Here is a 24,906-nt window from a genome sequence, read left to right on the forward strand (position 1 = left end):
ACTCAAGAGAATTAAAGCATGATGATCAAAGCAGCTATAGGGCAAATCATTTGCTCAAACATACTGAATATTCAAAGGCAATTGGAGAGTTCAAAGATACGGTCATTCAATTAACTGCTTTTTTCAGTACCACAACAAAAGAGCAACTAAACCCAACGGAATATTATATTCGCTCAGGAGTTCCCTTCCCTGAGGTTGAAAATGGCGTCGCGCGCTTAAAAGAAAGCAAATTAGAGACGCCAAAGACGCTTGAAAACAAATCGCAAATGGTTAAGCGTTTAGAGACAATTGCCCAGAATGGCAAAGCGGTGAAAACTCGTTTTGAGGAAATGCGAGCAATTACTGAGGAGTTTTCTATAGTTGTCACAAAATTAGCTTAGCTATACTTACCTAATTAAAGATTGGGGAAACGGAAGAAGTAATATCTTGAGTTGCTAAGAATTTGTAATTGCCTTACACCTACAAGTAGGACTCTAAAAATTCCAACATATCCGCTCTTGCTTCCTCTGCCAGTGATGTTGGCATCATAGTAAAACCATGGATACCTCCAGGGCAAAGAATGAGTTTTGCTTCATTTCCTGCAGCCAGCCATCGCGTATACATAAATAACGAATCATCCAACAAAGGATCTAAGGTACCAATAGTAAAGAGCGCTGGCGGCATTGATCTTAAATCTGCATAAAGGGGCGAAACATAATGATTAGAGTGTTTTCCTCGGTGGGTTTAAATCACTATGATAAAATGGTTATTTTGAGAGCAGAGAAATAATGACCTCTTCCAGGCAGATAACAACATGAGCCGCACGTTTCTTACTAATATAAGTCAGTTACTTAATGAACACGGAGAAATCTCTGATACCCTACCTGCTTCGGCGAGGAAACGTACTGCAGCAATTATTGGAATTATCAGCTCAGTAACGGCATCTGGACCTTGCTCTAAGGCACACATTTTATGCTGGAATAGTGTTCATAAAAAACGCTGCACAGGAAAAATTGATGCCTGTATCGACTCAAGAAGTTTCTTCATTATCTGGCATTGCTTGCGCTGCGGGGATAATGGCTCCATTAGCCACTGGCAAAATACCCTTTGGGATGGTGGTAGTCGCTAATATAGGGCTATAATCAAGCTCCCGCGCACTGAGATATAGGCGAATAAATGACTGTTGAAACCCGCTTTGTGGTGATTCGCAATGGCCAGGAGGTAGAAACCTTTGTGGATAGAAAAGAAGCTGACAATTACGACAAAATGCTGGATATGGCAGAATTCATTGCAGACCTGCTGGAAAAGTCTCCTGTTGAGTTAACTGAACAACAACGTGAATCATTAGGAATCTATTTGGCTAAACGTCGCGAAGAGCTTCTTGCCGTACTGCAGCCTAAAAAGGTGAAACCGAAAACCGATGAGTCTGCGTAGCAGTCAGTCCTCTGATAAATTTTACTTAAAAATTTATCAGAGGACTGTAAATTCCGCGCATTAAAAATCAATAGTTCAAAATAGATGACTTTTCAATTCTGTAGAGCTACTACGCTCAAAGCGTTTAAATCATGTAAAGCGTTGATAGATTCCTCATGCCCTTGATCCGCAGCCATTTGAAAATATTTTTTTGCTTCCTCCATGAATTGTTCGCGTTCATTGGGGCTTGGAAAGAATTGAGATGATTTCGCAGTTTCTGCTCGTTCTGCTTTTCTTGAATAATATTTTCCTAGCTTATACTGGATATTTTGTACTTTTTCTTGTGTGTTTCTTAAGTCGCTTTTTTCAGCAGCGTTTAAAGATTTCTCAGGAGCAGTGAGTGTTTCAATCCATTTAAGCGATTGGTCACAGGCCTTTTTGAAGAATTCAACCCAATAGGACTCTTCCCTTAATACGCTTGGATCTTTAAGTCGTTCTTTGGCAATAGGATGCGAGCTTTGTTCGTAATATTCAAGCGCTAAAAATATATCAGGCTCTGATGAACCTATATCCTCTCCTGTAGAAAAACATAAGCCTGAATAAAAATCACCTAATCTCAAGGCTGCTTCCGGATGGTTTTTACTCAGCGCAATTTTCAGGAAAATCTCTGCTTTTAATGAGCTTTTTTGAGGCTTAACAAGGTTTTCATGATATTCCCGCGCAATTCTCCTTGTTTCTTCCGGCGTTTTTTCACTGAAAAAAGATTGAAATGTGGGAGGCAAACTATTTTTATATAATCGTTCGACAACACCAGAAAATATACGTGCCGTCTTGAATATAAGTTCCGACGGATCTTCTGCAGGTATATTTTTTTCAGGAGTTGAAAGCATCGGGCTGGCAGGTATAAGTAAAGCAGAAAATACATCTTTATTATTTACTGGCAGTAATGGTTTGAGTCGAGGCAAAGGTTCTTGTTCTGACAGTTTTTGGGATTCCATGAGGAGACTCTGTTCTTTATCGCAATGATCAAGGAAGAGCTTTCTTTTGTGATGCACTGCTTGCGCATAGTTCAGATAATACTCAAAAGCCTTATTTGGTTTACCCCTTTCATCATATAAAAGACCCAGTTCGAAATAGGCTTCGTCTATGCCTTGTTTGCTTGCAGCAATAAATAAATCTTTAGCTTTTTCTTTATTCGTCTCCGTACCTTTTCCATACATATAACATAATCCAAGAGCAAAACTTGCTTGGCCTAAGTAGGGGTTTTTTGCTGCTTTTTCATACAATTCAAAGGCTTTCTTTAATGCTAATTCCTTTTTAGGTTTGAAAGACTTTTGTGTATTTAACTCCTTCATCAAATCGCTGTCACAGCCTATATCATGTTCATAACACCAGCCTAAGTGAAACATTGCTTCGGTATGGGCATTGTTTTTCTCGTAAGCTTTTTTAAAATTGTCGAAAATTTCTTTTTCTCGTATTTCCTTATCAAAGCCAGAAGGCCCCCATCCGTTTTTAAGTGATTCTCCCAGATAAAAGAAGGCTGGTACGTATCCCGCTTTGCTCGCAAAGACAAAATAGCTGTGTGCGCTGGAAAAGTAGCCTTCCCTTTTATTATAAAGGCCCAATTCCAGTGCCGCTCTAGGACACTCTTTCGCAAAGGCCTCATGAAAATACTCAAGGGCTTGCTTCTCGTTCTTTTCAACGCCAAATCCTCTTTCATAACATTGACCTAAAACAGTGATTGCATCTGTGATGGATTGGCTCGCTTGCTCAAGAAGTGGAATCACTTTTTCTTTAGCTGTTTTGGTATCCAGGCCGTCGATGATATTCAATGCGGTGCTATATACAGCAGGTATATAGTTTTGCTGTGAAGCACGCTCACACCAGCTAAGTGCAAGATTCATATCCTTTTGAATACCTAAGCCGTCGCGATAACAGAGAAAAAGATTATACATTGCTTCGGCAGAGCCAAGGTCAGCCGCTTGTTTATAACAGATAAAAGCTTCAATCAGATCGGTTTTTGTTCCTGTTCCAGTTTGATAACACTTTGCCAATGCACATAGCCCTTCCGTATGTGTTGTACCTTTAAAAACGCTGAAATGTTTTGTAAATGCTTCTGTCTTACAATCTAAAGTTGTACTTCTTATATCGTCTGATAATAACAAAGCAGCTCTATAGCGCGCATCCAGATTGCCTGCATTAGCTAATTGCATATATTTGTCATAGGCTAACGGTCTGTCTTGCTTAATGCCGAATCCCAATTCCAGGCAACGGACTAGTGCAAATCTTGCTTGATCATTTCCTTTACTTGCAGCCGTCTTATAAAGCTCATAAACAGTTTCACGGGATATGGACACACTGACTGTGAAGTCCTTTGCTCCATAGAATTGTTCCATATAAAAGCCTGCTTTATAGGCAGCTTGGTGGGATGCTTCTCTTGCTTTGTAATAATATTCAAAGGCAAGTTTATGGTTTTGCTCAGTTTCATAAAGCTCGGCTAATCGCATGGTTGCGATTCGATATCCCAAGGCATCAGCTCTTTTATAATACTCGATAGCCAAAGTGCGATTCGGCTCTGTTCCTATTCCTCTGAAGTAACAGTCTGCAAGCTTAGTTAATCCAGCAGCATGTTGTCCAATATTTTGATTGGCAAAAATCTTGTAATGCCAGTTAAATGCTTGTTTTTGAGCGTCTTCTAGGGTTCTACCCGGCATGAGTTTTTCATAATTAGCTAATAATAAAAAAGCTGCCTGAAAATGAGCCTCCGGGATATTCGCCAAGCTGGCTGCTTCCAAGTAATGCCCATAGGCTTGGATTTCACTTTTTGGCGTGCCAAAACCATCTTGATAAAATTTCCCAAGCTTTAAACAAGCTAGTGCATACCATCTATTTTGAACGCGCCATTCTGATGTGGTCTTTTCTGCGAGTTTCAGGGCTTGAGCATAAACAGAACAAATAGTTTCTGGTGTTATTGCATAGTTATTGACCGCTTCAATCATCCCTGCCTTATGGCGGTTTTCTATAAAGGAACCTATAAAAAAGCCTGCTTCTGCATAACCACCTATAAACGCCTTATTATAAAGAGCAAAAGCCTCTATCCCGTTTTTCTGAGTACCTATGCCCCTCATATAACATTGGGCTAATTCGAATATAGCCGGTGTGAATAACCTGTCAGCAGCCAACTTGAATTTATTGAATGCCTCATTCGGATTATTTGATTTTAATTTAATTCCTTCTTTATAAAGAGATTCTGCATGAAGATCTTTATCAAGTGCTATTCTTTTATATGGATTTAGAAGCGTATTTTCGGATGGTCTTTTCATGAGTTAGTCTGCTTTTGGTTGGGGACCCTATAGCTATACAAAAAGCTGAGCGTCAACGTCTGTTCTTTCTAAAAAGTTTACAAAGTAAAGATGAGTGCATTGCAGGACAGATTTATCGCTGAGCAAGTTTCATGAATGGTTTTGTTACCTTATTCATTCCATCTTTACCTCACCGACAAACCCGTTTAATGATTAAATCTAGGAAAATTCCAGTCCTCTTTCGTCCTTAGAGAGAAGATAAGTCGTTTGCTTGGATAAGTTTAATCTCCAAGGCAGCCTATTATGGTTTTCCTATATTAAGGAATACTTAACTGGGTTACGCAAAAATACCGGTCAGAATCCTAAAACCAACTCCGGTATTCTTTCATTGAAACATGAGCTCGAATACAATTTGATTGGTGCCTTTAATAAAGCAAGTTCCAACATAGCCATTATTCGTTAGTTGTGTTAACTGCTCATCATCCAAGGCGGATACTGTACAGCGATTTACAGTCTTTAAATTTGATGTTGTTTCAGATAAATTTTTTTCCATAATGCATCTGAATGTATCCGGGTATTCAGCACCTAGATAGGCAGGAACAGTTTTAACAATTTTATAACCATGCTTCATATAAGTGGAAATTACACGTCCATTTTGGGGGATCACTGCTAGTTGACAGTATTGTAATGCATGTTCTTTTGCAATTTGTTCAGTTAATTTGATGAAATATTCGCTTAAGCCTAATCCATAGAACTCTTTTTTTATAGCAGCACCCATTCCAAAAAGACAATTAGGTCTTTTTTCACGCCATAGGTATCCCACTATTTCCTTATTCACTAACAACCACAATAGAATATCTTGCTTATTATAGGCAGATAATAATTCATCATTCGTTAAAACTGGAGGACAACGAGATGCCTCAATACCTAACTCGCTCATCACTTCAATAAGGTGAATACGATCAAACTCAATTAAAAGAGGAAAATCTTTCGGTTTAATCGTTTGAGTTTCTATAATCATACACGACCCTTTAAGAGCTATTTATGGGGTTGTAATTCGTATTTGCCCCGTTCCTGTAATTTAACCCTAAATCCAGTTTTCATTGGCGGTAAAGGCGATGGTTAGCCAACGTTGAGGCGTATCTTCACCAATAGCCAATGCGATTTCATTGCGAATCTCATCCAAGGTTACAATGTTCAAAATTAGGTAATCCTTGGGGACTACTATATGTATTTCAATAAATTGTGCTCTCCCTATTTTTGCAATATAGCTTGTATAAGTTTTAAAATGACGTTGTTTGATAAGTTCATCTAAAAATGCTCTTATTTTTTCATCAAGCTCTAAGGGAGCCATACGAAATATATCTCGCATGGCATCACCGACGGTGGTCATAGGCACAAAAATCAAACAAGCAGTAAGAATTGCTAAAATAAGAGGGTCAATGTAGACCGTAAAATATCCATAGGGTCCGCCATTCAATAAGGCTGCGATGCCAAATGCTAGTAATAAAGAGGAGGAAATCAATGCGGACATTAACCAGCTTTGGATGTCTAATCGCAAGAATTCAGATTTAATTTTGCGGTTCTTTTTAGTCAAGTAAAAATACATACAAGTAGATAAAAGAAATACCAAAAGAGCAAATACAAATGCCGCGTCAAAATTCAGTTCATGTCCACCAGACATTAAACTTCCAATTGCATTGATTAGTGCATAGGTACAAAGAAGTATTAAGATACTGCCATTCAAAACAAGAACCATAGGTTCTATATGCCAGTAACCATATTGAAATTTCCGATTCCCTTTACTTGTTAAAAGGCGAGCAACAAAAAAGGCAAGGGTTGATATAACGGTATCCACCATATTAAACATACCATCAAAGACAATAGCCAACGAACCTGACAATAATCCAAATATAATACCTACTACAGCCAAGAGGAAGGTTACCCCTATGGATAATTTAAGCGCTTGTTGTTCATGTAACCCTTCTTGTGTTTTCATTTGAGTAATCTTTCCTATGGATTGGCCTAGCCTCATGGCGCGCCAGGTCTATTTAGGGTCTTTGCTTTTTTAGAACGCGATATGGTGTGTAAGAGCGAGCTCAAACAGGCAATTCAAAACAAGCCTTCGAGGAAGGACTGATTATGTAACCTAGCCCTTTCTTGCTTAGATCCCGGCCTGAAGGTCTCTCCTGTTATATTGATAAGGAGAGCTCTTGGTTTTCATTCTTCGGTGAACTATTTAAGCCATCTCTTGCAAATAAGCCAAAGAGACTAAGGCCACCAGCACAAAAGGCCACCGCTCCGATACTAAAAAGTATTGGATTAGTCATAGCAAGCCCAGCAATCAATAAGACTCCACCTGTTACAAGTGCCAAACCAGATAAGCATTTAAAGTAGAAAGAGTAATTAGTCGCACCAGTATTATTTCGAGCATTTGAAAAAGCAATATCGATTTTATTCAATGGGCGTAATTCACTTTGCTTAGTTGCCAACAAAAAAGCATCCAGTGGTTTTGGTGCCATGGCGAATAAAGTAATTGGTCCATTCTCTTGGCTTTGAGTAGAAAGCTCAACATAATACCGTTCGTCAAAAATCTCAGCTTTTTCTGTCCCATCAGTAAAATTAGCAACAATACCTGCACCTTCAAAAAAGACGTTAAGCTGATTGACCTCAACGATACTCCGCTTCTTCCGAATACGGGCACTTTCTGCGATATAAGTGTTGACCTGAGTTTGTGATGCTGAGGCGCCTTTATCTGAAAACTTTGCTTCACTCTCAATTTCGACACGCAGATCATCCACACGAGGCAAACCATAAAAATTTTCTAGCCCGACAAAAGCGTTATAGATTCCTTGGTTTGTTTCGAGTTTACTTTGTATTGAATGTTGGTTAGAACTATGAGGGGCAACAATATGAAGTTCTACTCCCTGATCCTCTCTTTTTCTAAGCGTAAAACCATTTATAATTTGCTGATTACCTTCTTGAAGCGAATTAAGAGACTCTAGCACTGCATCACTTAAACGAAAGTCTCGAACAATCCAATAACTCTTTCCATCTTCTCGTATGAATGGCTTTGTCCACTTCTCATTTTGCGCAATTTTTGTAGTGAAAATGACTTCGTCAGCATTTTCAATATGTACAAAGCTGTTCGCTTTAGTTTGCAAAGCCTTATATAACTGCGGGCATCTTGATCTTACCGCACTAAGGAATTGGTTTCTGTCGGCCAAACCAATTGTGAATTCAAATTCTAAAGTCTCTCGCTTTGGAGCATTTAACAGCTCGACCCAGTCAATATCATCGAGCAGCATATCAAGTTGTTCTTTAGTTACATTCTGGTTTAGCTTAGCAACAACTTGTCTTCGTTGTTCTTCATCCAGGCCTGCATAAGCAATTAAAAATTGTATCGCGTGCATAGGAGAACGGGTAAATCGATCGCTGAGCACACTTGGATCTTCTGCATCAAGCTGGCTTTGCATTTGATTCAGCAGCACAAAAAGTTCATTTTCTTTTAAATCAGTCAGAGATCTTATAGTCATTTTTAATACTTACACATCAAAAAAGGATGCTAAGGATAGCATATCTGCAACTCTTGGCGAAACGACCAATATAAACTTAACTCGTTGTATCACAGCAATATTCACTAATAGGAAAAATGGGAGCAACTGATGGGTTGCGCGCTTACATTGCGGTGATTCCAGAAAAACGTAAAGGGGTTAAATAATGTAGGCTGGGCTGACAAGCCCAACCTATAGTGAAGGGAAAGGGAGTTTTCCTTAATTTAATTATTGTGCTTATGGAGTCGGGTTATTATTCTCAAGCATCAACTCAACCAGAGCCTCTTCCTCCTGATTCAAAGCCATGCTCAAAGGGCTAGCTCGCTCATTATTTTCCTGTTGAGGATCAGCGGCTCTTAGTAATAGAAGTTGAACCAAAGGGAGTATTCCTGGTTTATCAGCATCCGCAGCCTTTAGATAGTCACTTGTTACCAACAATAAAGCACTATCACCAGCACTATTGGGAAGGCTAACAAGGCTTGGATCTTCTATTAACATATTTTCAATTTGAACCAGGTCATGTAATAAAACTGCTTCAAAAAACGCATTATGGACAGGATTAACGACTGGCTGTGCTGCGGGTGCAAAAAAGCCTAGGCTATTCCCAACCTGTGATTCCTCTACCTGTGAACCAGAGGGCTGATGCATTGATGATCTTGTTGGAGCATTGTGAGCGGTAGGCCGCACAATTCGGGTATTCAATAAATCAAATGGTGTCTCTATCTGTGAACTAGAGGGCTGAAGCCTAGATGAGCTTGTTGGAGCATTGTGAGCGATCGGCCGAAAAATTAGGGTTTTCGATAAATCAAATGGTGTCTCTACCTGTGAACTAGAGGGCTGAAGCCTAGATGAGCTTGTTGGAGCATTGTGAGCGATCGGCCGAAAAATTAGGGTTTTCGATAAATCAAATGATGACTCTACCTCTAAACCGGAGGGGTGATGGCTAGATGAGCTTGTTGGAGCATTATGACTTGTCAACCTATGGGGAATCATGGAATTCAAGAAATCCATTTTGCACTCGATACTTGCAGAGGATGATGTTGAAGGCATCGTTTGAGAGCTCAGCTCAGGAGTTGTATTCATAAGCGCTAAGAGCCGTTCACCATATTGTTTAGCACCTATAGCCAAACGTGCATCAGACCAGCCATTGTTTGCCATGTTCTCAAATTGATCTGCCAAGATCTCTACAGCGTTTCTATTGTCTTTAGATCTCAGACGAACCTGAGCACCTCTCTCGAGCAGGCGATCGATAATGGTTGAGTGTTGAAAATAATCCTGGCAGGACATTTCCAGTGCTGTCATCAAAGGTGTAGTACCATTTGCTAGTGTTGCAATGTTAACGTCAACAGAAGGATAGGCAAGGAGAGCCTCAACGGCCTCTTGTTTCAGGCTACGGCAGGCCGCAAAAAGTGGTGTCCAGCCTCTCAGATTAGTAACGTTGGGATTAGCCCCCTTGTCTATCAGCCGCCGTATTTCATCTGGGTTGTTTTTACGTACAGCCAGAAATAATTGCTCTTCAAGAGAAACACTGGCTTCCAGTATTTGTGTTTGATTGGGCGTTGATGCAACATCCTTAGACGGCTCTTCAATTAATGCTCTTATAGCTGCTTGAGTATGACGAATAATCGTAGCAACTTCGATCTGAGCGCTTACACTGTAACCGTGGAAGTTTGAAGCAGCATTATTCCGGTTATTCCAAAAGGAACTAATCATTTGCAACGCCATGCGAACATTGAAGTCGGCTACATCTTCAAACCTGTCTTCGGTGCTCATTGCCCTGCGCAGAAGCGCTTTGCGTTCAAGTGGATTTTCTATTGCATCGGCAATATCCAAAAATGAATCTTCCAGCCCCTTTCTCGTACTTTCAAGAATTTGAGTATACACAGGATCAACATAAACTACCTGGCTGCTGGAAGGGCCTTGTACAGGAACCACAGGAGACACAGGTGCAGCAGTAGCGTTCAGGTTCCTAAGGTTCACTGTAAGTGAATTCAACAGGAGCGGAGAAAAAGTGTTAACCAGCCTTTGCTTGATAGCAGGCGACATGCTGGCCGTATCTATATAGGTTTTGACCGCATGGTCAACTTTTCTATGAAAGAACTGTAGGCTCTCTGCCCTAGCGGGAAGAGTTGACGACTCCGTACGAATCGGTGGAAAAGTATTACGACCTATGATTGGCTGCTGACTCAGCTGCATGCTGCTGACATCGCTCAAAGGCCACATTTTAACGGCAGGATTCTTCGGGTCGAAGGCAAGAGCAACCGGCACTGTAGGTTTAGAATAAGTAGAAATGGTCACACCACCCCTTATTCCCCCGAGGTCAATCACCATATCCCCCACATTGGGAATATCTATCAGACCAAAGTGAATATTGGAAATCGACGTAGCTTCGTGGTCATGGTCATCAGGAAGCCAGCCAACACGCTTTTCCCGCCCAATTACATACATCGATGCCTCTTGATCCTCAGCTAGGGTCTGCAGGATTATTCGTGTATACACTTTTGCTGCCATGCGATTAAATGCCGCTTCTTGCACAAGCTCTTCATCATGTGGCACATTAGGTGGCAGTTTTGCCACACTTCTAATAAAGTCTTTGACGGCGTTGATATCGCCTGTGACCTCACGTTTGTACACTTCATCATAAACTTCTAGCACGTCTGCAATTCGCACTCTCTTCATTCCCGGCATCATAAGCCCCTAATAAATTCTGAATTTTTTGATGCAGGTCAAAAGGAGAATCAGACATATTGAATCACAAGCTTTTACCTGCCATCTGAACTTACAATTATCTCAAGCCATCGCTTAATGAATGCTTAAAAACCTTAGTAACTTTCTAATAGTTGGGATTAAAACCAAATACCCCTTATGGAGCAAACATCAAGAAGCCCCCACTGAGGACTTAGTGCCTAAGCTGACTTCTTAAGATATATTAGACTCATGGCTCCGTTGCAAAAATGTGGACTAGCTACGCGCTGCTTCGATCGGCTGGACGGACGGAAGGCTATTGGAGTAGACCAAGTTAGTAAGACGATGTACGGTGAAAGACTTGAAAGAGCACCTGGCCAAGGAAGAGGTAGAGAAAAGGGGCAGTCCCAAAGGCTTGTCTCAATAATAAAATGATATTGGAATCCGAGCACCTGAGGGTATGTATTTTTAAGTCGGATTAAATTAGGCTCTGCAGCAGGATAATGAAAACATCCTTCATATTATTTATTACTCCAGATAATTATAAGTTGTCGCCATCTTTACTTTTTAAGGAAGCAAGATAGAGGGTTTCAATTTCAGTCCTTGCCCATGGTGTTTTGCGCAGGAATTTAAGGCTTGATTTGATGCTGGGGTTGGAAGAAAAACAGTTAATCTTGACTCTTTCCGCCAAGCCTTCCCAGCCATAACAGATCAACAAACTATTTAAGATAGCCTCTAGGGTAATTCCGTGCAGTGGATCATTAGAAGTTCTTTCCATCAACTATACCTTTTCTTGTTGCTCCCCTCTTTCTGAACTGCCTTGAGAGCTGAAATATAATCTGTAGTTTATTAAACTAGCAATGAGTTCAACATCATCCATTTATGCTGACCTTTTTGCAAGACTGCAGAAAGGTCAGCATTTATGCAACAACGCCCTCTAGCAGACTCAAAAATAACTGGTGGAGTTTGCTTTAACCGATTCATCTGCTCGAGGTGATCTCCTTTTGCTTGAGGCAGTAGCTCATCCAAGAGTTTATTTCCCTGATGTCCATTTACAGTATAATTTTTGAGCCAGGTCATAATCTCTATTTCATCCCTTAAGGCTTGAAGCTCATTTAATGGACCTGAATTATTAACTTGCCTGGCAAAAAAGCTAAGATTGCTTTTCTGAGAGGACTGCTCTTGGAAAAATCTAGCTGTTTTAAAAATTTAATGAGTTCTCCGACATACAAGAGATGAAATTGAGTTGCGCCAAGTTTCCTCATCAACTTATAACGTACCGCAGCAGGACTTAACTGCATTTGCAAGCCCTCAAAATGATATTTCTCAAGGGATAGCTCTGTGGCTTGTAAGGTCTTTGAGTGTTTTCGTTTTCTGGCATTCATGGCGAGTTGACGAAGCTCTCCACAGAATATTGCAGCGAGGTTATCTTCTTGCCAGGCTGATACAGGCGAGCGAGGCTCATCATTTCTTTTGTTCTTATGAACACCACTACTTACTCGATAGCGATGCTCTTGCATAAAACGTGAAGATACAGACTTTCCCTCCGAACTTTGCGGAAAAGCTTTATCGAATTTAAGCACTCTTTTGTTTTTGCTGAGCAGTCTTTTTTCCAATGCTTTAAAATCAGAATTGGCTGATTTTTTATCTATTTTTTCATAGGGAAACTGAATACCGCGATAGCGAACTTCCTTTAATAATCGTAGACTTATCATTTGACAAATTAGAAACTCAATACAATCAATTTTTCTTAAACGAAACTCTTCACTCTCATTGCGATAAGTCGTTGCTATATAATCTTCTACTTCTAATAACTTTTCTTTGAAATAATCAGAATCAACAAGAATTTCATCATTTATAAAATCAAATTTATCCTCAAATAAAATAGAGAATACAAGCTGCCTTAATTTTTTATTAGATTTTAACTCTTCTGAGGTGGGTGTGTAATCAGACTTATCAAAGTTAGCTTTTTGCTGATCAAAATATTTATAATTCCTCATCTCTTTATAATTTATAATTTTTTTTGGATCAAAAATTTTCTTATGCAATTTTCGGAAAGTTCAACAATTTTCTCGGATGTTTTTAATATAAAATATGTCATAAAATTAGCGATTAAAAATCAGCAAAAAAACAAGCGACTCATCATAGTAAATGGACAATATTTCGTCAATTTATTGATTGTTTATTTGATCTAATAGGCGCCGTCAACTTAACAATGAGTTAAACTGAGTATTATTTATCAGCATAGCAGTATGGAGTTACCATCGGTTTAATGACAGTTATCGGATGTGTCGGAGCATCTACTATAGGCCTAGTGTGTCGCCTTTGTTTTACAAGTCAAGTAAAGCTGTTTTATCTTTGAAATAAGCTAGTCGTAAATAGCCCCCATATGTTTTTTAATAATTCTATATTACTCATTCATGGCTTCTTAGTGATTCTTAACAATCAAATAAGCTGCAACTAAAAGAATAGGTTAAAGATTAATCAGACTTAATCTAGATTTTGCCTACTCCAAGAAAAGAGAGCCTTTATTTCTCCCTTACTTTCCAAGGGCTTTAATAACTTTGTTGACCTCTTCTTCAATAATTTTATTAATTTCTGAAATTTGATCAGAATAACCAACAGACTCAACAACTAAGCTAGCGACTTCTTCGTAAAAAGCATCTCGTTCGTGATGTTGTTTTTCTAAAAATCTTTTCATATCATCCTCCGGAAGCAATGTTATTTCGGTAATGGCTCACGGTTGAAAAACCTCCGACCGGGATCCGAGTAACTGATAATAGGTTATAGACGATGATTTATTGTGTTATCTTCTAGTTCATCTCCTGGTTCTCGATGTTCATATTTAGCACGTTTATCATTTATAAATCCTTTGAAATCGGTTGAAACCAAACCTCCTCTTTGCGCTGCCCCTAACACCCTATTCTTTAGAGCACTGTCGTTATAATGCTCAAAGAAGGCTTTTGCAGAAGCTGTTTCTCCAAATTTGCTAGTAAATAAAGAACCCCAACTACTTTCTCTCTGTCTTGACGCAGCAATAATAAAGCGCAATAAATAATTATCTGCATCTTGAGGGCTAGCTGCGTTCTCGTATAAGGATTTCAAATTATTTAATTGGTCGCTTTTAGTTTGATGGCTATCTGTTGAAAGATGAGACTTTTTACTTAAAGCAGCAATTGCAGCATCCATAGCATTTACTACATCTGCGTTTACATAGTTTTTATTCTTTACCAAGGGAGGGGCAAGCTCATCTTTGTTAGTAGGTTTCACACCAGGCACAGAGTTAGGATTCTTTACAACAGGCTCCTCTATCCTGGAGGGATCTGTCCGTTGTAAGCTGTCTACGCGTTGTAATTCCGCTTCAGTGACTGGTTTTTTATTAAGAAGTTCCCTAAGGTCAGCAAGTTCTTCCCCTTCTTTTGCTAGTTTTTTATACTCAGCAAGCTCTACAGTGGTAAATATTGATAAACAAATATCAATATTATTTACCCCAGATTCTCTTACTAGTTTAATGGCTTGAGATACTGATTTAGCTATGGCTTTTTTATCATTTCCAAAAGCGCTTCCACCAACCATGGTAAAAGAAACTGGAATACGTTTGCCAGGATTCTGTTGAGCCTCTAAAATAGCAACTGCGGCGACTGCTTTATATTGTGCGCCAAGTAAAATCTCTGTCATTTCGCTTAAATGAACAACAGCCTTAGGTGTTCTTTGAAATGGCGCATATCGACCTAAAGCTAGCCCTGAGTTTAGTACTTGAATTGCTGTTTGATCAGGTACACCATCAATAGCAACGCGCTCTACATTTAAAACAAGTTTATTAATATGTTTCTTTAAAAATGCTAACCCTTGCTCTTCTCGCCCTTCTTTGGGTGTTAAATAACCAAAGCGATAATCAAATAAATTATTGAATTCAGCTTTTAAAGCGGGATGAGCTAATATGGCTGCAAAACTATCGCAACTTCTGTTATGCGCGTAACGAGCAATAGCCGCACCGCCAGACGTTCTTTGCTCTGCAGGTCCTTGAGTAGGATCGGTATGAAAATTATCAGGTTGAGTCAGATACCGGCCTTGAGATTCGCCATTGTTAAATTGCGAAGCAATTTGGCGTACAGAGCCGTTCATCGAAGAAAATGCAGGCGCTTTTCGTGCGTCACAGCCTTGTAGAAGATATAAACCAACTCTATGCTCTGCCTTTTCCTGTGCGCCATCTGGTATTTGCCCTAATAAATCACCAATAGAAATCATTGTGGGTTTTGGGCAAGATTTTTTACCTGAACGAATCTCATCTACTAATGATGCTGTTTCTGAAGGCTTTGCTTTATCAGGACTATATTCAGGAAAAACAGGGATAATGGGATTTTCAAAAAATGATTTAGCTCGAACTATATTCATCTCCGTTGGAGGAAGAGGTTCAGTCTTTTTAATCTCAATTTGAGCAGATATGTGGCCTAATTGAGCAGTAATACTGGCTGAATCATTATGAGTAGCAAAGTCCCAATGTTTATCTAAAATAGCACCTGCTTCATACTGAGGTACTCCTTTTCTGATTAGTTCCCAACGTAAAAATTCTTCAATAGAGCGAACAGTACAATTCCCAGTAGTTTGAGGGGCACTTAAAACAGAATGAGTAGTTTCTACTGGGCCAAGACGAATACTTTGATTTAACTTTCTCCATTTAGCTTGCTTTTCTGCATCTAATGTACCTACTTCATTGTTCGGCCCTTTTTTACCTGGGAGATCATGAAACACAAGCAAAGCTCGTTCTACATCAACTAGTTTAGCAATTTGCTCTTGCATTGCTTCGTCACTATAGGGAACACCAACTGGTAGTAAAACCTCTTGAGTACATACGGAATAGGTTTTTCCATCCGCATTAGGAGAAAATATCTCATGATACAAGGCAGGAGGATCAGTTCTTATATCATAAGTAGTTCCAAAACCAGCGTTAGAAACCGTTCTATAAACTCGGTATCGCTCTATTGTTTTTCCATCACCAGGTCTAACCGGATTACCGTCTTTATCTACACCTTGTTTCCATATAGAGACAATAGCGCTATGGGTTCTGCATCCTCCACCTTGGAGTACAATTTGATCAGTGGTGCCAGAGCTGGGTGGAATAGGAAAGAAACTAGGAATATCACGAGTTAAGGTTTTATCGTCCTCAGAACTGGCCATAAAACTAGTTTGTCTATCAACAATAGCACGTCCATTAGGATTACCAGCAACTAGATCTTGTCTGTATTGAGTTAGAGAATTACTTATGGAATGCCCATAGCTTAAGCGTTCACGTAAGGCCGTAATTTCATTCACTTCAGCTTTAAGGCCTTTTGCAAGCGCCTTTCGATATTCTGGGGAGGAGGGAGAAACTCCTAAAGGAGGAATATCACCAGCTAGAGCTTTATAAACATTATATAAACGCTGTAGTTCGGTTTTATTTAATTTATCATAGTTGCTTGCAATGTAAGTTAATAATGACAAACCATAGGCGGTAGTTGCAGCAAAAGGGTAATAACCATCTTGTGAGCCATCTACTAACGCATGAAATAAATTTAATCGTGTTGAATTCCCTTCATCATAATACGTGGAGCCCTGACCAATCAGTGCCCCACGAGTAGTATGGGCACCTTTTTGTTGTGAAGATACTTTATCGCCTAGCTCCATCGCCCTTTTAGCTGCTGCTATAAAAAACTCATGGGAGGGGAGTTCTTCCGTGCTCACAGAAGAGATAATAGCGGGTGGTTTTTTGGGTATTACTACAGCAGTATTTACAAAGTCTAAGGCCGGTATAGAAAAATGCTTCAATATTCCAGGTAATACCCGCATCATTTGTTGATGGACATAACCCAAAGCACCTTGCTTAACTAATACTCCACCTTTTTCACAATAAGCTTCTATGCGATTATTGTCATAGATTCGGAGGACTCTCTTGTTATCGGTTGGGTATGCATTTCGTCCTTGCACCTCATAATAGACCTTTCCTTCTTTATCTATTTTACGATCTATATTATCAACGTAATTGTTTCCCTCAGCGTCTTCTAAAATAAATGGTTTAGGCACTTCATTAGACTCAATTTTATCTTGCATGATTTTTCTACTTTCATGGGTAATATGGTTCCATTTTAAAAGTCATGTATTAAAGCTTACTTAGAGAGGTATGAAACAATAGAATGGCTGATTCTGAGTTGGAATATGGACGTCGAATAGTCAGTTCTGTAATTTGGCCTGGGGCTCCGGAACCGGTTGCTTCATCTTCTCCCAATCAAGGGGTCGATTCAGAAAACGGAAATTAAAGCACGCTAAGCCGGCTTCAAAGGGGCTTTGTCGCAAAAATTTTTTGATTTTAATAGAGTCTCTTGTTTTTCAGGTGTCTCAGGCAATGCTCAAATTCAAGTGGAAACATTTTAAACAGGATATTATTTTGATGCTGATGAGATAGTATCTTGCCTATGCGTTGAGTTACCGTGATGTTGAAGAGTTGGCACTGGAACGCCGCCTGAAAGTAGATCATTTCACTATCAATCGCTGGGTAATTGAATATGCCTCCCAGCTAGAAGAAATATTTCGTAAAAGGCCTGGGACTAAAGATCGGCGATTTTGCCGACATTTGAAGACTGCTTTTTAATGATAGATTTAGTCCTGGCGCGGCTTTTAGGTACTAATTCAAAAGCAAAATTTTTCCTGTTGGAGGTGGCATATCCTATTAATAATAATTTTTAACCATAAAGGAGGCCAACAAAAAATCAAATGTTTCCTTTAAAGTCTGAGGTTCCTTATAATGATTAGAACTATCAGCTTACTCCGACCCTTGTTAAATAACCTATTGATTTTTAATTGTTAATTATTTAATCTTACCGTCCCTTAGAAATGCATAATTCCCAAAGAGATTCTTTTATAAATACTTAAAGTTAATAAAGCGGGGGTCTTTACTACCTCACCCTACCCTCTCAATCTCCGAAAACACAATAAAAAAGTGGTTAAGAAATGTGGGCAATATTCTGAGTTTGCTGCAAGCGTGCGTGACTAAAGATACCTCTTTTGTTTAGCCTATAGCCTCGATGATTTCTGACCTTTCTGCCAGACTGCTGAAAACTTACAATAAAGGGCATACGAAAAGTGATATTCTTAATAATGAGAGTCGGCCGATTCATTAACAATCCACTGATAGATTTTCCACTTAACTCAAAATGATGTTTGACTTTTGATTTTTTCTAAAATATATAATTTGAGCATGGTGGCCGTACAGACGCCTGCATGCTTACATCGCCAATCCCTGTATAGCTCTAATAGTTGTTGATGCTGAGTCTTTTTTTGATATTAGATATATTTATTTAAAATCATATTGTTAGTATTTAAATACAAGGAGCTCCAATGAAGACTATATTATTTATTTTGTTTATTGCATTTAATGGCACCCTTTTAGCAAGCAATTTAGGCAAACAGACTTATGAGATGGCATGTAAAACCTGTCATGACTCACAGGTTGCTAAAGGCATGCATGCGCCTGCTGCCTTTAATAACAAAGCATGGGCTAAACGTTTTAAGAAAGCCGCCATTGAATCAATAAATCACCCATCTAAATATAAAACAGCAATGGACTACTTACTTTATAGCGCTAGCATAGGCAAGGGATTAATGCCACATGGCGGCTTATGTAAAGAAGCAGTTATGTATCATAAAAATTGCTCTACTCAAGCTCTAGCAGATGCAATTAATTATATGTCAGGCAATTGATTCTCAATAAGAGCCTACCCGATAAATGCCTGGCTTCGCCCGCCAGATGCGGGTCTGTTCTTTTTTAAAACTGCTTCAGTTATAGTTTTTACCATTCCCTCGAACAAGCCTTGATACCTCAGAAAAATAGCACTGTCTTTTTGTATGTTTCTGTATTTCGGGCGTGAATATCCAACCTGTATATCGCAGGTTAAACATCATTTATGGATGCTCCCGTTCAGGAATCTATCCTGGCCGCAATCGATGCACCATAACATTGATGGAAGCAATCTTCACCCAGGCTTCCGCACTGGCCTCATAATATTCATAGTCCTTGCTGAGCCTTCTCTTCCAGTTAAACCAGCCAAAGGTACGTTCCACAATCCATCGCCATCTCACAATCTGGAATTTTTTCGGTGGCCGTCTGACAATTTCCAGCACACACTGAAAGAGGGATAAAAACCATTCCTTCAATGGATTGCCTCTGTATCCGCCATCAGCCTATAAGAATCCCTGGCTGTGTTTTGGAAATATAATTCGCAAGTTGGTTAACAACTCCATCTCCCTCAATATGACCATTCACTGATCAAAAAAAGGATCTATTATAGGTAATTAAAGCTATTAAGTGTTTAAATAAGACACATGACTCTTTTTCGCTAGGATCCCGGCCGGAGGTCTTTATAGAGTCATTTAATGTGAGCAGGATATTACCGATAAATGCGAGAATAGTGATTTATAAACGCGAGCAACAACACCTAGTGCTCCTGAACTTGAGCTGTGATGCAATAAATACAGATGAAATTTGGGTTAACTTGTAGGCTATATCAGGGGTTGTAATTCGCATTTGCCCCAATCCTGTAATTTAACCCTATATGTTGAAGGATAAGTTTTTATGATTAACTTTTATTGGACTGAAGAAAAAAGACAACAAGATTTACACGCTGCTACTCAGGGTAAACTACCTAAAGAACAAGGCGAATTGTTTTTACAGCTTATTTATCGTCAACGCACGTTATTAAGCCTTATCGTTCAAAAATTTAAAAAAGATCCGCATGATCAAGTAATATCAGCTTTATTAAACGAATATTTATTTTATTATCGGGAGCAACAACAATCTCTTATGGCGTTTGGACTTTATGAACTAAAAATGTTCTATCTGCCAGATATCCCAGATACCAAACCAACATCCAATCAACCTGCTCTATTAGCTAATGAAATGATGGACCATCAGAATCAAACGAAACAATTTTCTGAAAATAATCTATCGCAAGATAAAAGTGAAGTAATTAATATCGAAGGGGAAAAAATTACCCGCGATACATTTTATAAACGAGAATGTTGTCTTAAAGACAATCCCGCGCAATTTACAAGCCAGATGGAGCTACAGCAAGCTGAATTTCGCGAGGATAGAACAGCATCAGTGGGTCGGCAACAAATCACCTGGGTGTCAGAATCAGGTTTTTATAAAAAAACAAAAACCCCCCCCTCTTTTAATGTAAAATCTAGCAGGAGCAGGTTAAGTACAGTAGAAAACTTTGCTCCTAATCAATACCATTGGTTTCACAAAAATGTTACTAGTGACTTACCCAACACTCCTCTCACTGCGATGAATTTAAATAACCAATCTAACAATTTGTTACCTCATGCCCCTCCCACAGCGGATAAAGCACAAAATATTTCTCATACGCAAAAAACCATAGTTTGCGAGGAAATTGAGTTAGATTTTTCTGAGGAGATTGTAAAGCAATTACACGATGATCCTTCCCTGGAAACATTGATACAATCATTTAAATCGAAGGCACCCTCTTTATCCAAGATTCATTCCAATGCAGATGATGTACTCCAGACAACTTCTAAAAAACAGATTACACCTCAGTATAACAATCATAGTTTTTTTCCATCATCACGAGTGATATCGATCCCCCTCCAGGATTTTCAACTTTTTTTAAATTCCCAAATATACATACTGCTCGATCTTATTGGAAATTCACCACTGAAAGAGCATTCCGACACACTGAAAGCTTTAGTAAAAGAAAACAATTTCTGTAAAGTTGCAGTATTCTGCCATGATTTATTAGAGCAACATAAGGATAATAGTCTACTATTGGCGCTGCGAGGAGAAGCCTATCGTCGGTTAAATTGTTTTGAGTTAGCGTATAAAGATTTACATCAGTTGTTGAAACAAAATGGTAATTTAATTTACTGTCCAATGATACTCCATCAACTTAATGAGCAGAACGAAAACATCACTGCGGCAAAAAACTCAATTTGATGACGATTAACCTCCGGCCGGGATCTTAACGAAAAAGGGGCATGTGTAAATTACATTCAAATGTTTGCGCAAGTTTTAAGCAAACATTCAGGCTAATTCATATTTAACACGCGAGAAATTTACTGACGAAAGATAACAATTTCAATACGACCATTCACTGTTCAAAAAATCCCCAATTTATATTTATTTATGGGTAATTAAAGCTATTAAGTGATTAAATAATACACATGGCCCTTTTTCGTTAAGATCCCAGCCGGAGGTCTATTGGTTCAAGCGGTGTACCAAAAAAGGTAACCATAGATAAAAGCGGTGCCAATAAAGCGGGTATTGATACTATCAATCGTACGCTGGCTCTCCTTTTCATGAGAGGTGGTGTATTCCTTCAGCAAGATTGATGTGAGGCAAATCAAATACCTCAACAATATCGTGGAGCAGAATCACTTGATCTAGAGACAAAAAACTTCTGCGGGGACTATATGAAAAACTTAGATGTCAACGCCCGATACCTTTATAACCGCCTGCCACAGGGCGTCCTGATTTACTCGGTCATCGAGGTGTTCATATCGCATGATCTCAATGGGACCCGTCATCTTTTTTGGAGGCGAGCAAAAGAACTTTCCAGAAACATCGACACCAAACTTCGAGGCGGCGAGATATCTTTTGGCCCCTTCATCAACTGAATGTGACATTCCAGGAATAAGTTTCACGATTGGCATCATCACGTGCTTCATTATAAAACCTAGATGACGAACCGCCTGGGTATCTGGAGCGGCGCCAGGAGCAACTGCGTATACGGCTATGTTTTCAGGAATCTTTCGCGCAAGAGCCGCGACCCACCACGCGATAAATACTTTAGCGTCAGTGTAAGCCGTGTTAGGATTGTATTTTACATTCGGGGAGCTGCGCAAAATCGCTTCTATGGCTGAAACTCGGTCGCCTTTGGACTCTTTCGTTGCGAATGCTGCCAAGTCAGTGTATTTAAACATGGGCACGTCGCCGCGCGCAGGTTCCGCACCGGCAATAACGATACGAGTGCCCGCGGCCAAAAGTCCTGCCTTTAAAAGCCCTATCGTTAACTGGTGATGGCCGATGAGGGGCGCTTGCGACGACTCAATATTCTCACTGGTCACGACACGTTCTTTACCCGGCATCAAACCAGCGTTAAGAAGAAGAAAATCTATGGGTGCGCCTCGCTTAACTAGAACGGCGAGAGCCTTCTTCACGCTGGTAGAGAAATTAAGGTCTAGGGCAATACCAGTAAAATTTTGCGTTCCGGTCTCTGCCTTCAATCTATTAACGGCTTCATCGACCCCTGGCTGGCTGCGCCCAGTGACGATAACGTGGTTCCAACCATCTTGGACAAGTTGCTTGGCTGCCGAATATCCTAAACCAGACGTAGTGCCGGTCACGAGTGCGAGATTTTTTTCCATATGCCCTCCTCCTTGAAGTTTGTGCTTATTACATTACTTAAAAATAGAATTCATGGTTGTTTCGACCATTTGCTCCAACGTTCGAACATCTCGTATATTCACTCTCGCCATAACGTTCATGCCCATTGATGTGCCTATAATTGCGGAGGCAAAAGCCGAAGCGTCTTTTTCGTGAGGTATTTCACCTGCTTTCTGGCCTTTTTGAATTTGAGAGAGAAAAAGAGCATGCATTTTCTCCACTGACTCCCGTATTTTTTTTTCCAACGGAGGAGGCACATTATTAAGGGAGATAGCAGTGTTAACCAGAAAGCATCCACCAGGGAACTTCTGGTCAGTACAACAGCGAATTTGCTCAGCAAAAAAAGCCTGAAAGCCAGCTTTTACTGAGCTCGCATTAACCAGCATTTCAACCTTTGAAAAGGCGATCTCTTTTACGTAAAGATCAATTGCCTCTTCAAAAAGTTTCTTCTTGTCGCCAAAGGTATCGTAGAGGCTCGACTTACTTAGTCCCATCGCTTCTAAAAGTTCCGGGAGATTCGTTGAATCAAACCCGCGGGTCCAAAATACTTCGATGGCCTTACGCAATACTATTGTGCGGTCAAATTCTCGGATTCTTGCCATTTCTACAACATACTAATTCCGGACCATTTAGTCCAGAATAATTTTTACAGGTGCCGTGCTTCTACTTAGGTGTAAGGGGGTGACAATCATTGGAACGAAAAGGTACTCTAAGAACAGCCCCCTTAATTCAAGCCTAATTTTTGTTATTTCTGCATCCGTTCCTTTACCTCAATAATAGCTTTTTTTACAAAAGGTTCTTTTGTTATTTCATCTACATAGTATTTTAGGGATGGCCATCGTTCGCGATTAACAGTATACCCTGCTAATTCTAAATTTATAAAAGATGCCGTAATGCTAATATCAGCCAAAGAAAAGCTATCTCCTACTAAATATTTTTTATTGTTAACTTGTTGCTCGAGGTAATTAAAAATTTCTGGAAGCTTTGTTTCTATAGCATTTTGTACCGCTACTTCGTCAGGTGTCTGCCCAAATTTTACTGCGAGTAATTTATTAAAAAAAATACTTAAAGTTGTAGGTATTAATACTGTATCAGCATATTCTTCATACCATAAACATTGAGCATAACCTTCGGGTTTAGAAGGATAAACTGGAGTAGATGGGTATTTTCTTTCCAGATAAGCACAAATTACTGATGAATCGGGAAGAAGCAAATCATTTTCTTGATAAACAGGAGTCTTACCAAGGGGGTTTAATTTTAAGAGAGCCTTTTTATGCTCATGTAGAAAAGGAATTATTGTCTTAAGCTCAAAATCCAAGTTTTTTAAATTTAGTACTATCCAAACCTTGCGTACAAAAGGTGACACTACGGAACCATACAGTATTCGTTGTATATTCATTAAGACTAGTCTCCACTTAGGGAAAGGTGCCGATAAAAACTGGCGCGAGAAATTTTTAGGGTTTTGCATAGGCATTGTTGCATAAATCAAAGTTAGGTTAAATTCCATTCAAATAGGAAGTTGTTATTTCATTTTTATAGAAATTGGCATACCGAGAGAAATCATACGGTTTAAAACACGCGTAGCAATCCCCCCTTCTGTTTTTTGCTGCGGTAATACTCTCGCTTTCATATCCGGGCCAATGATTTTTTTGTAACGTAAAATGGCTAGCTCTACATGGCTGCGAAGACCATAGTTGTTTAGTTTTTGCCATGCCATACGCCCGGCCTCCTGCAAACGACGAATATGCTCATCGCACTGAGTGTTCTCTTCCTAACTAATCACAGCAATTGATGGAGGAGGAATGACGATCTTTGCGTCAGGCTGCTTCTTCAAGATGACCTCATTAAGCTCAAAGCTATCATAAGCGCCATGTCCTTCTTGCTTTGGCCGCATGCTTCTCCTGGTGCCATTCGGATTTTCCGTAAACCTTAAGTCCTGTAGAATAAACAATGACATGGCTTCCCGGGGTTAAGGTTTGGGCAAGATTGCTCAATTCCAGGTTGATACTGCATTTCGAATGCGTGGAGAAATCAGGAATTTCCAATTCAAGATGCATGAGTTGAACCAATGAGTTGGTAAATCCCTCTGCCTGTCGCAGTGGCAAGGAAAAAACCAACCGCAAAAATAAATAGGTCTCTATCGCCAATCCCGAGTGATCTTTTGGTCGACCTCGGCCACCAGTTTTCTCGGGCTTCCAGGCTTTAATCACATCTTCTGTAAACCATATCGTAATATCACCCCGCTTTCTCAGCGCCTCGTTATAGTCTGCCCAGTTTGTTACTTTATACTTGGCTTTTTTAAATTTATGGCGGTATTTGTCATTATGCTTATTAGGCATGAGTTAAGCAAAGAAGAGAGAAAAGGGTGGCATGTTAACAACTAGGTACACTATCAGCTATCTTGCTGTAAATTAATACAATATCATCCATTTATGCAATAACGCGACAAAACCGTATAAAGTTGCTTTTTTTACCTGACTTGGTAGCGATACTCTTTGGTTCGAAAAATAATTTTGCTAAGCTAATTATTAATACAACT

The 24,906-nt window shown here is 39.5% G+C and carries 20 protein-coding genes and 3 pseudogenes; 5 read left to right on the forward strand and 18 right to left on the reverse strand.

Features of this window, described 5'->3' with window-relative positions; all coding sequences use genetic code 11:
- Positions 1–50: 50 nt before the first annotated feature.
- The gene (locus BN1094_RS07420; protein ID WP_043873827.1) at positions 51–380 is read left to right on the forward strand and encodes a hypothetical protein; all 330 of its coding nucleotides are present in this window, start codon (positions 51–53) and stop codon (positions 378–380) included.
- Between the two features lie 79 nt (positions 381–459).
- On the opposite strand, the pseudogene BN1094_RS07425 reads toward BN1094_RS07420, so the two are convergent.
- Positions 460–696: pseudogene (locus BN1094_RS07425) on the reverse strand (alpha/beta hydrolase); the annotation flags it as partial.
- A 97-nt stretch (positions 697–793) separates the two neighbouring features.
- On the opposite strand from BN1094_RS07425, the gene BN1094_RS07430 reads away from it, so the two are divergent.
- Together BN1094_RS07430 and BN1094_RS07435 are read left to right on the forward strand one after the other, a co-directional pair.
- A complete protein-coding gene (locus BN1094_RS07430) occupies positions 794–1,108 on the forward strand; it encodes a hypothetical protein (protein WP_043873829.1) in 315 nt (104 codons plus the stop codon).
- 47 nt (positions 1,109–1,155) lie between these two features.
- On the forward strand, positions 1,156–1,413 hold the full coding sequence (locus BN1094_RS07435; RefSeq protein WP_043873830.1) for a YebG family protein: 258 nt from the start codon (positions 1,156–1,158) through the stop codon (positions 1,411–1,413).
- Between the two features lie 92 nt (positions 1,414–1,505).
- Here BN1094_RS07435 and BN1094_RS07440 read toward each other — a convergent pair whose 3' ends face one another.
- From BN1094_RS07440 to BN1094_RS07485, 11 genes and pseudogenes are all read right to left on the reverse strand, one after another.
- Positions 1,506–4,391 carry a tetratricopeptide repeat protein gene (locus BN1094_RS07440; RefSeq protein WP_245614247.1) on the reverse strand — a complete coding sequence of 962 codons (2,886 nt, stop codon included), beginning with the start codon at positions 4,389–4,391 and terminating at the stop codon, positions 1,506–1,508.
- Positions 4,392–4,472: 81 nt separating this feature from the next.
- Positions 4,473–4,715 (reverse strand): annotated as a pseudogene (locus BN1094_RS20285) (hypothetical protein); the annotation flags it as partial.
- A gap of 364 nt (positions 4,716–5,079) precedes the next feature.
- A complete protein-coding gene (locus BN1094_RS07445; protein WP_043873832.1) occupies positions 5,080–5,715 on the reverse strand; it encodes a GNAT family N-acetyltransferase in 636 nt (211 codons plus the stop codon).
- A gap of 66 nt (positions 5,716–5,781) precedes the next feature.
- Positions 5,782–6,693 carry a cation diffusion facilitator family transporter gene (locus BN1094_RS07450; RefSeq protein ID WP_043873833.1) on the reverse strand — a complete coding sequence of 304 codons (912 nt, stop codon included), beginning with the start codon at positions 6,691–6,693 and terminating at the stop codon, positions 5,782–5,784.
- Between the two features lie 193 nt (positions 6,694–6,886).
- The gene (locus tag BN1094_RS07455; protein WP_043873834.1) at positions 6,887–8,230 is read right to left on the reverse strand and encodes a hypothetical protein; all 1,344 of its coding nucleotides are present in this window, start codon (positions 8,228–8,230) and stop codon (positions 6,887–6,889) included.
- A gap of 255 nt (positions 8,231–8,485) precedes the next feature.
- Positions 8,486–10,927 (reverse strand): ankyrin repeat domain-containing protein, encoded by a 2,442-nt coding sequence (locus tag BN1094_RS07460; RefSeq protein WP_176695271.1) that lies wholly within the window; start codon positions 10,925–10,927, stop codon positions 8,486–8,488.
- A gap of 547 nt (positions 10,928–11,474) precedes the next feature.
- Complete coding sequence (locus BN1094_RS07470; protein ID WP_043873837.1) at positions 11,475–11,711, reverse strand: VF530 family protein; 237 nt, start codon at positions 11,709–11,711, stop codon at positions 11,475–11,477.
- 71 nt (positions 11,712–11,782) lie between these two features.
- Complete coding sequence (locus tag BN1094_RS07475) at positions 11,783–12,013, reverse strand: hypothetical protein (RefSeq protein WP_043873838.1); 231 nt, start codon at positions 12,011–12,013, stop codon at positions 11,783–11,785.
- A 35-nt stretch (positions 12,014–12,048) separates the two neighbouring features.
- Positions 12,049–12,933 (reverse strand): hypothetical protein, encoded by an 885-nt coding sequence (locus BN1094_RS07480; RefSeq protein WP_043873839.1) that lies wholly within the window; start codon positions 12,931–12,933, stop codon positions 12,049–12,051.
- Between the two features lie 539 nt (positions 12,934–13,472).
- Entirely contained in the window at positions 13,473–13,634 is a 162-nt protein-coding gene (locus BN1094_RS19240; protein ID WP_176695270.1) for a hypothetical protein, read from the reverse strand.
- A gap of 83 nt (positions 13,635–13,717) precedes the next feature.
- Complete coding sequence (locus tag BN1094_RS07485) at positions 13,718–17,020, reverse strand: hypothetical protein (RefSeq protein WP_043873840.1); 3,303 nt, start codon at positions 17,018–17,020, stop codon at positions 13,718–13,720.
- Positions 17,021–18,304: 1,284 nt separating this feature from the next.
- On the opposite strand from BN1094_RS07485, the gene BN1094_RS07490 reads away from it, so the two are divergent.
- Positions 18,305–18,667, forward strand: a complete 363-nt coding sequence (locus BN1094_RS07490; protein ID WP_043873841.1) for a c-type cytochrome — start codon at positions 18,305–18,307, stop codon at positions 18,665–18,667.
- Positions 18,668–18,892: 225 nt separating this feature from the next.
- Here the strand turns inward: BN1094_RS07490 and BN1094_RS20290 are convergent.
- A pseudogene (locus tag BN1094_RS20290) lies at positions 18,893–19,135 on the reverse strand (transposase); the annotation flags it as partial.
- Between the two features lie 403 nt (positions 19,136–19,538).
- Between BN1094_RS20290 and BN1094_RS07500 the strand changes: the two are divergent.
- Complete coding sequence (locus BN1094_RS07500) at positions 19,539–20,918, forward strand: hypothetical protein (protein WP_043873842.1); 1,380 nt, start codon at positions 19,539–19,541, stop codon at positions 20,916–20,918.
- Positions 20,919–21,403: 485 nt separating this feature from the next.
- On the opposite strand, the gene BN1094_RS07505 is transcribed toward BN1094_RS07500, so the two are convergent.
- From BN1094_RS07505 to BN1094_RS07525, 5 genes are all read right to left on the reverse strand, one after another.
- A complete protein-coding gene (locus BN1094_RS07505) occupies positions 21,404–22,348 on the reverse strand; it encodes an SDR family NAD(P)-dependent oxidoreductase (protein ID WP_043873843.1) in 945 nt (314 codons plus the stop codon).
- A gap of 33 nt (positions 22,349–22,381) precedes the next feature.
- The gene (locus BN1094_RS07510) at positions 22,382–22,969 is read right to left on the reverse strand and encodes a TetR/AcrR family transcriptional regulator (protein ID WP_052403195.1); all 588 of its coding nucleotides are present in this window, start codon (positions 22,967–22,969) and stop codon (positions 22,382–22,384) included.
- Between the two features lie 143 nt (positions 22,970–23,112).
- Positions 23,113–23,766: a glutathione S-transferase family protein gene (locus BN1094_RS07515; protein ID WP_176695272.1), complete on the reverse strand. Its 654-nt coding sequence runs from the start codon at positions 23,764–23,766 to the stop codon at positions 23,113–23,115.
- Positions 23,767–23,889: 123 nt separating this feature from the next.
- Complete coding sequence (locus BN1094_RS19515; protein WP_099908997.1) at positions 23,890–24,084, reverse strand: hypothetical protein; 195 nt, start codon at positions 24,082–24,084, stop codon at positions 23,890–23,892.
- A gap of 142 nt (positions 24,085–24,226) precedes the next feature.
- Positions 24,227–24,706: an IS5/IS1182 family transposase gene (locus tag BN1094_RS07525; protein WP_052403197.1), complete on the reverse strand. Its 480-nt coding sequence runs from the start codon at positions 24,704–24,706 to the stop codon at positions 24,227–24,229.
- Positions 24,707–24,906 lie beyond the last annotated feature (200 nt).

The organism is Legionella massiliensis (assembly GCF_000756815.1).
Taxonomy (GTDB): Bacteria; Pseudomonadota; Gammaproteobacteria; order Legionellales; family Legionellaceae; genus Tatlockia; species Tatlockia massiliensis.

Coding starts and splice junctions, on each gene's coding strand:
- BN1094_RS07430 (WP_043873829.1), top strand. CDS start 794: ATGAGCCGCACGTTTCTTACTAATATAAGTCAGTTACTTAATGAACAC.
- BN1094_RS07435 (WP_043873830.1), top strand. CDS start 1,156: ATGACTGTTGAAACCCGCTTTGTGGTGATTCGCAATGGCCAGGAGGTA.
- BN1094_RS07440 (WP_245614247.1), bottom strand. CDS start 4,391: ATGATTGAAGCGGTCAATAACTATGCAATAACACCAGAAACTATTTGT.
- BN1094_RS07445 (WP_043873832.1), bottom strand. CDS start 5,715: ATGATTATAGAAACTCAAACGATTAAACCGAAAGATTTTCCTCTTTTA.
- BN1094_RS07450 (WP_043873833.1), bottom strand. CDS start 6,693: ATGAAAACACAAGAAGGGTTACATGAACAACAAGCGCTTAAATTATCC.
- BN1094_RS07455 (WP_043873834.1), bottom strand. CDS start 8,230: ATGACTATAAGATCTCTGACTGATTTAAAAGAAAATGAACTTTTTGTG.
- BN1094_RS07460 (WP_176695271.1), bottom strand. CDS start 10,927: ATGAAGAGAGTGCGAATTGCAGACGTGCTAGAAGTTTATGATGAAGTG.
- BN1094_RS07470 (WP_043873837.1), bottom strand. CDS start 11,711: ATGGAAAGAACTTCTAATGATCCACTGCACGGAATTACCCTAGAGGCT.
- BN1094_RS07475 (WP_043873838.1), bottom strand. CDS start 12,013: ATGACCTGGCTCAAAAATTATACTGTAAATGGACATCAGGGAAATAAA.
- BN1094_RS07480 (WP_043873839.1), bottom strand. CDS start 12,933: ATGAGGAATTATAAATATTTTGATCAGCAAAAAGCTAACTTTGATAAG.
- BN1094_RS19240 (WP_176695270.1), bottom strand. CDS start 13,634: ATGAAAAGATTTTTAGAAAAACAACATCACGAACGAGATGCTTTTTAC.
- BN1094_RS07485 (WP_043873840.1), bottom strand. CDS start 17,020: ATGCAAGATAAAATTGAGTCTAATGAAGTGCCTAAACCATTTATTTTA.
- BN1094_RS07490 (WP_043873841.1), top strand. CDS start 18,305: ATGAAGACTATATTATTTATTTTGTTTATTGCATTTAATGGCACCCTT.
- BN1094_RS07500 (WP_043873842.1), top strand. CDS start 19,539: ATGATTAACTTTTATTGGACTGAAGAAAAAAGACAACAAGATTTACAC.
- BN1094_RS07505 (WP_043873843.1), bottom strand. CDS start 22,348: ATGGAAAAAAATCTCGCACTCGTGACCGGCACTACGTCTGGTTTAGGA.
- BN1094_RS07510 (WP_052403195.1), bottom strand. CDS start 22,969: ATGGCAAGAATCCGAGAATTTGACCGCACAATAGTATTGCGTAAGGCC.
- BN1094_RS07515 (WP_176695272.1), bottom strand. CDS start 23,766: ATGAATATACAACGAATACTGTATGGTTCCGTAGTGTCACCTTTTGTA.
- BN1094_RS19515 (WP_099908997.1), bottom strand. CDS start 24,084: ATGGCATGGCAAAAACTAAACAACTATGGTCTTCGCAGCCATGTAGAG.
- BN1094_RS07525 (WP_052403197.1), bottom strand. CDS start 24,706: ATGCCTAATAAGCATAATGACAAATACCGCCATAAATTTAAAAAAGCC.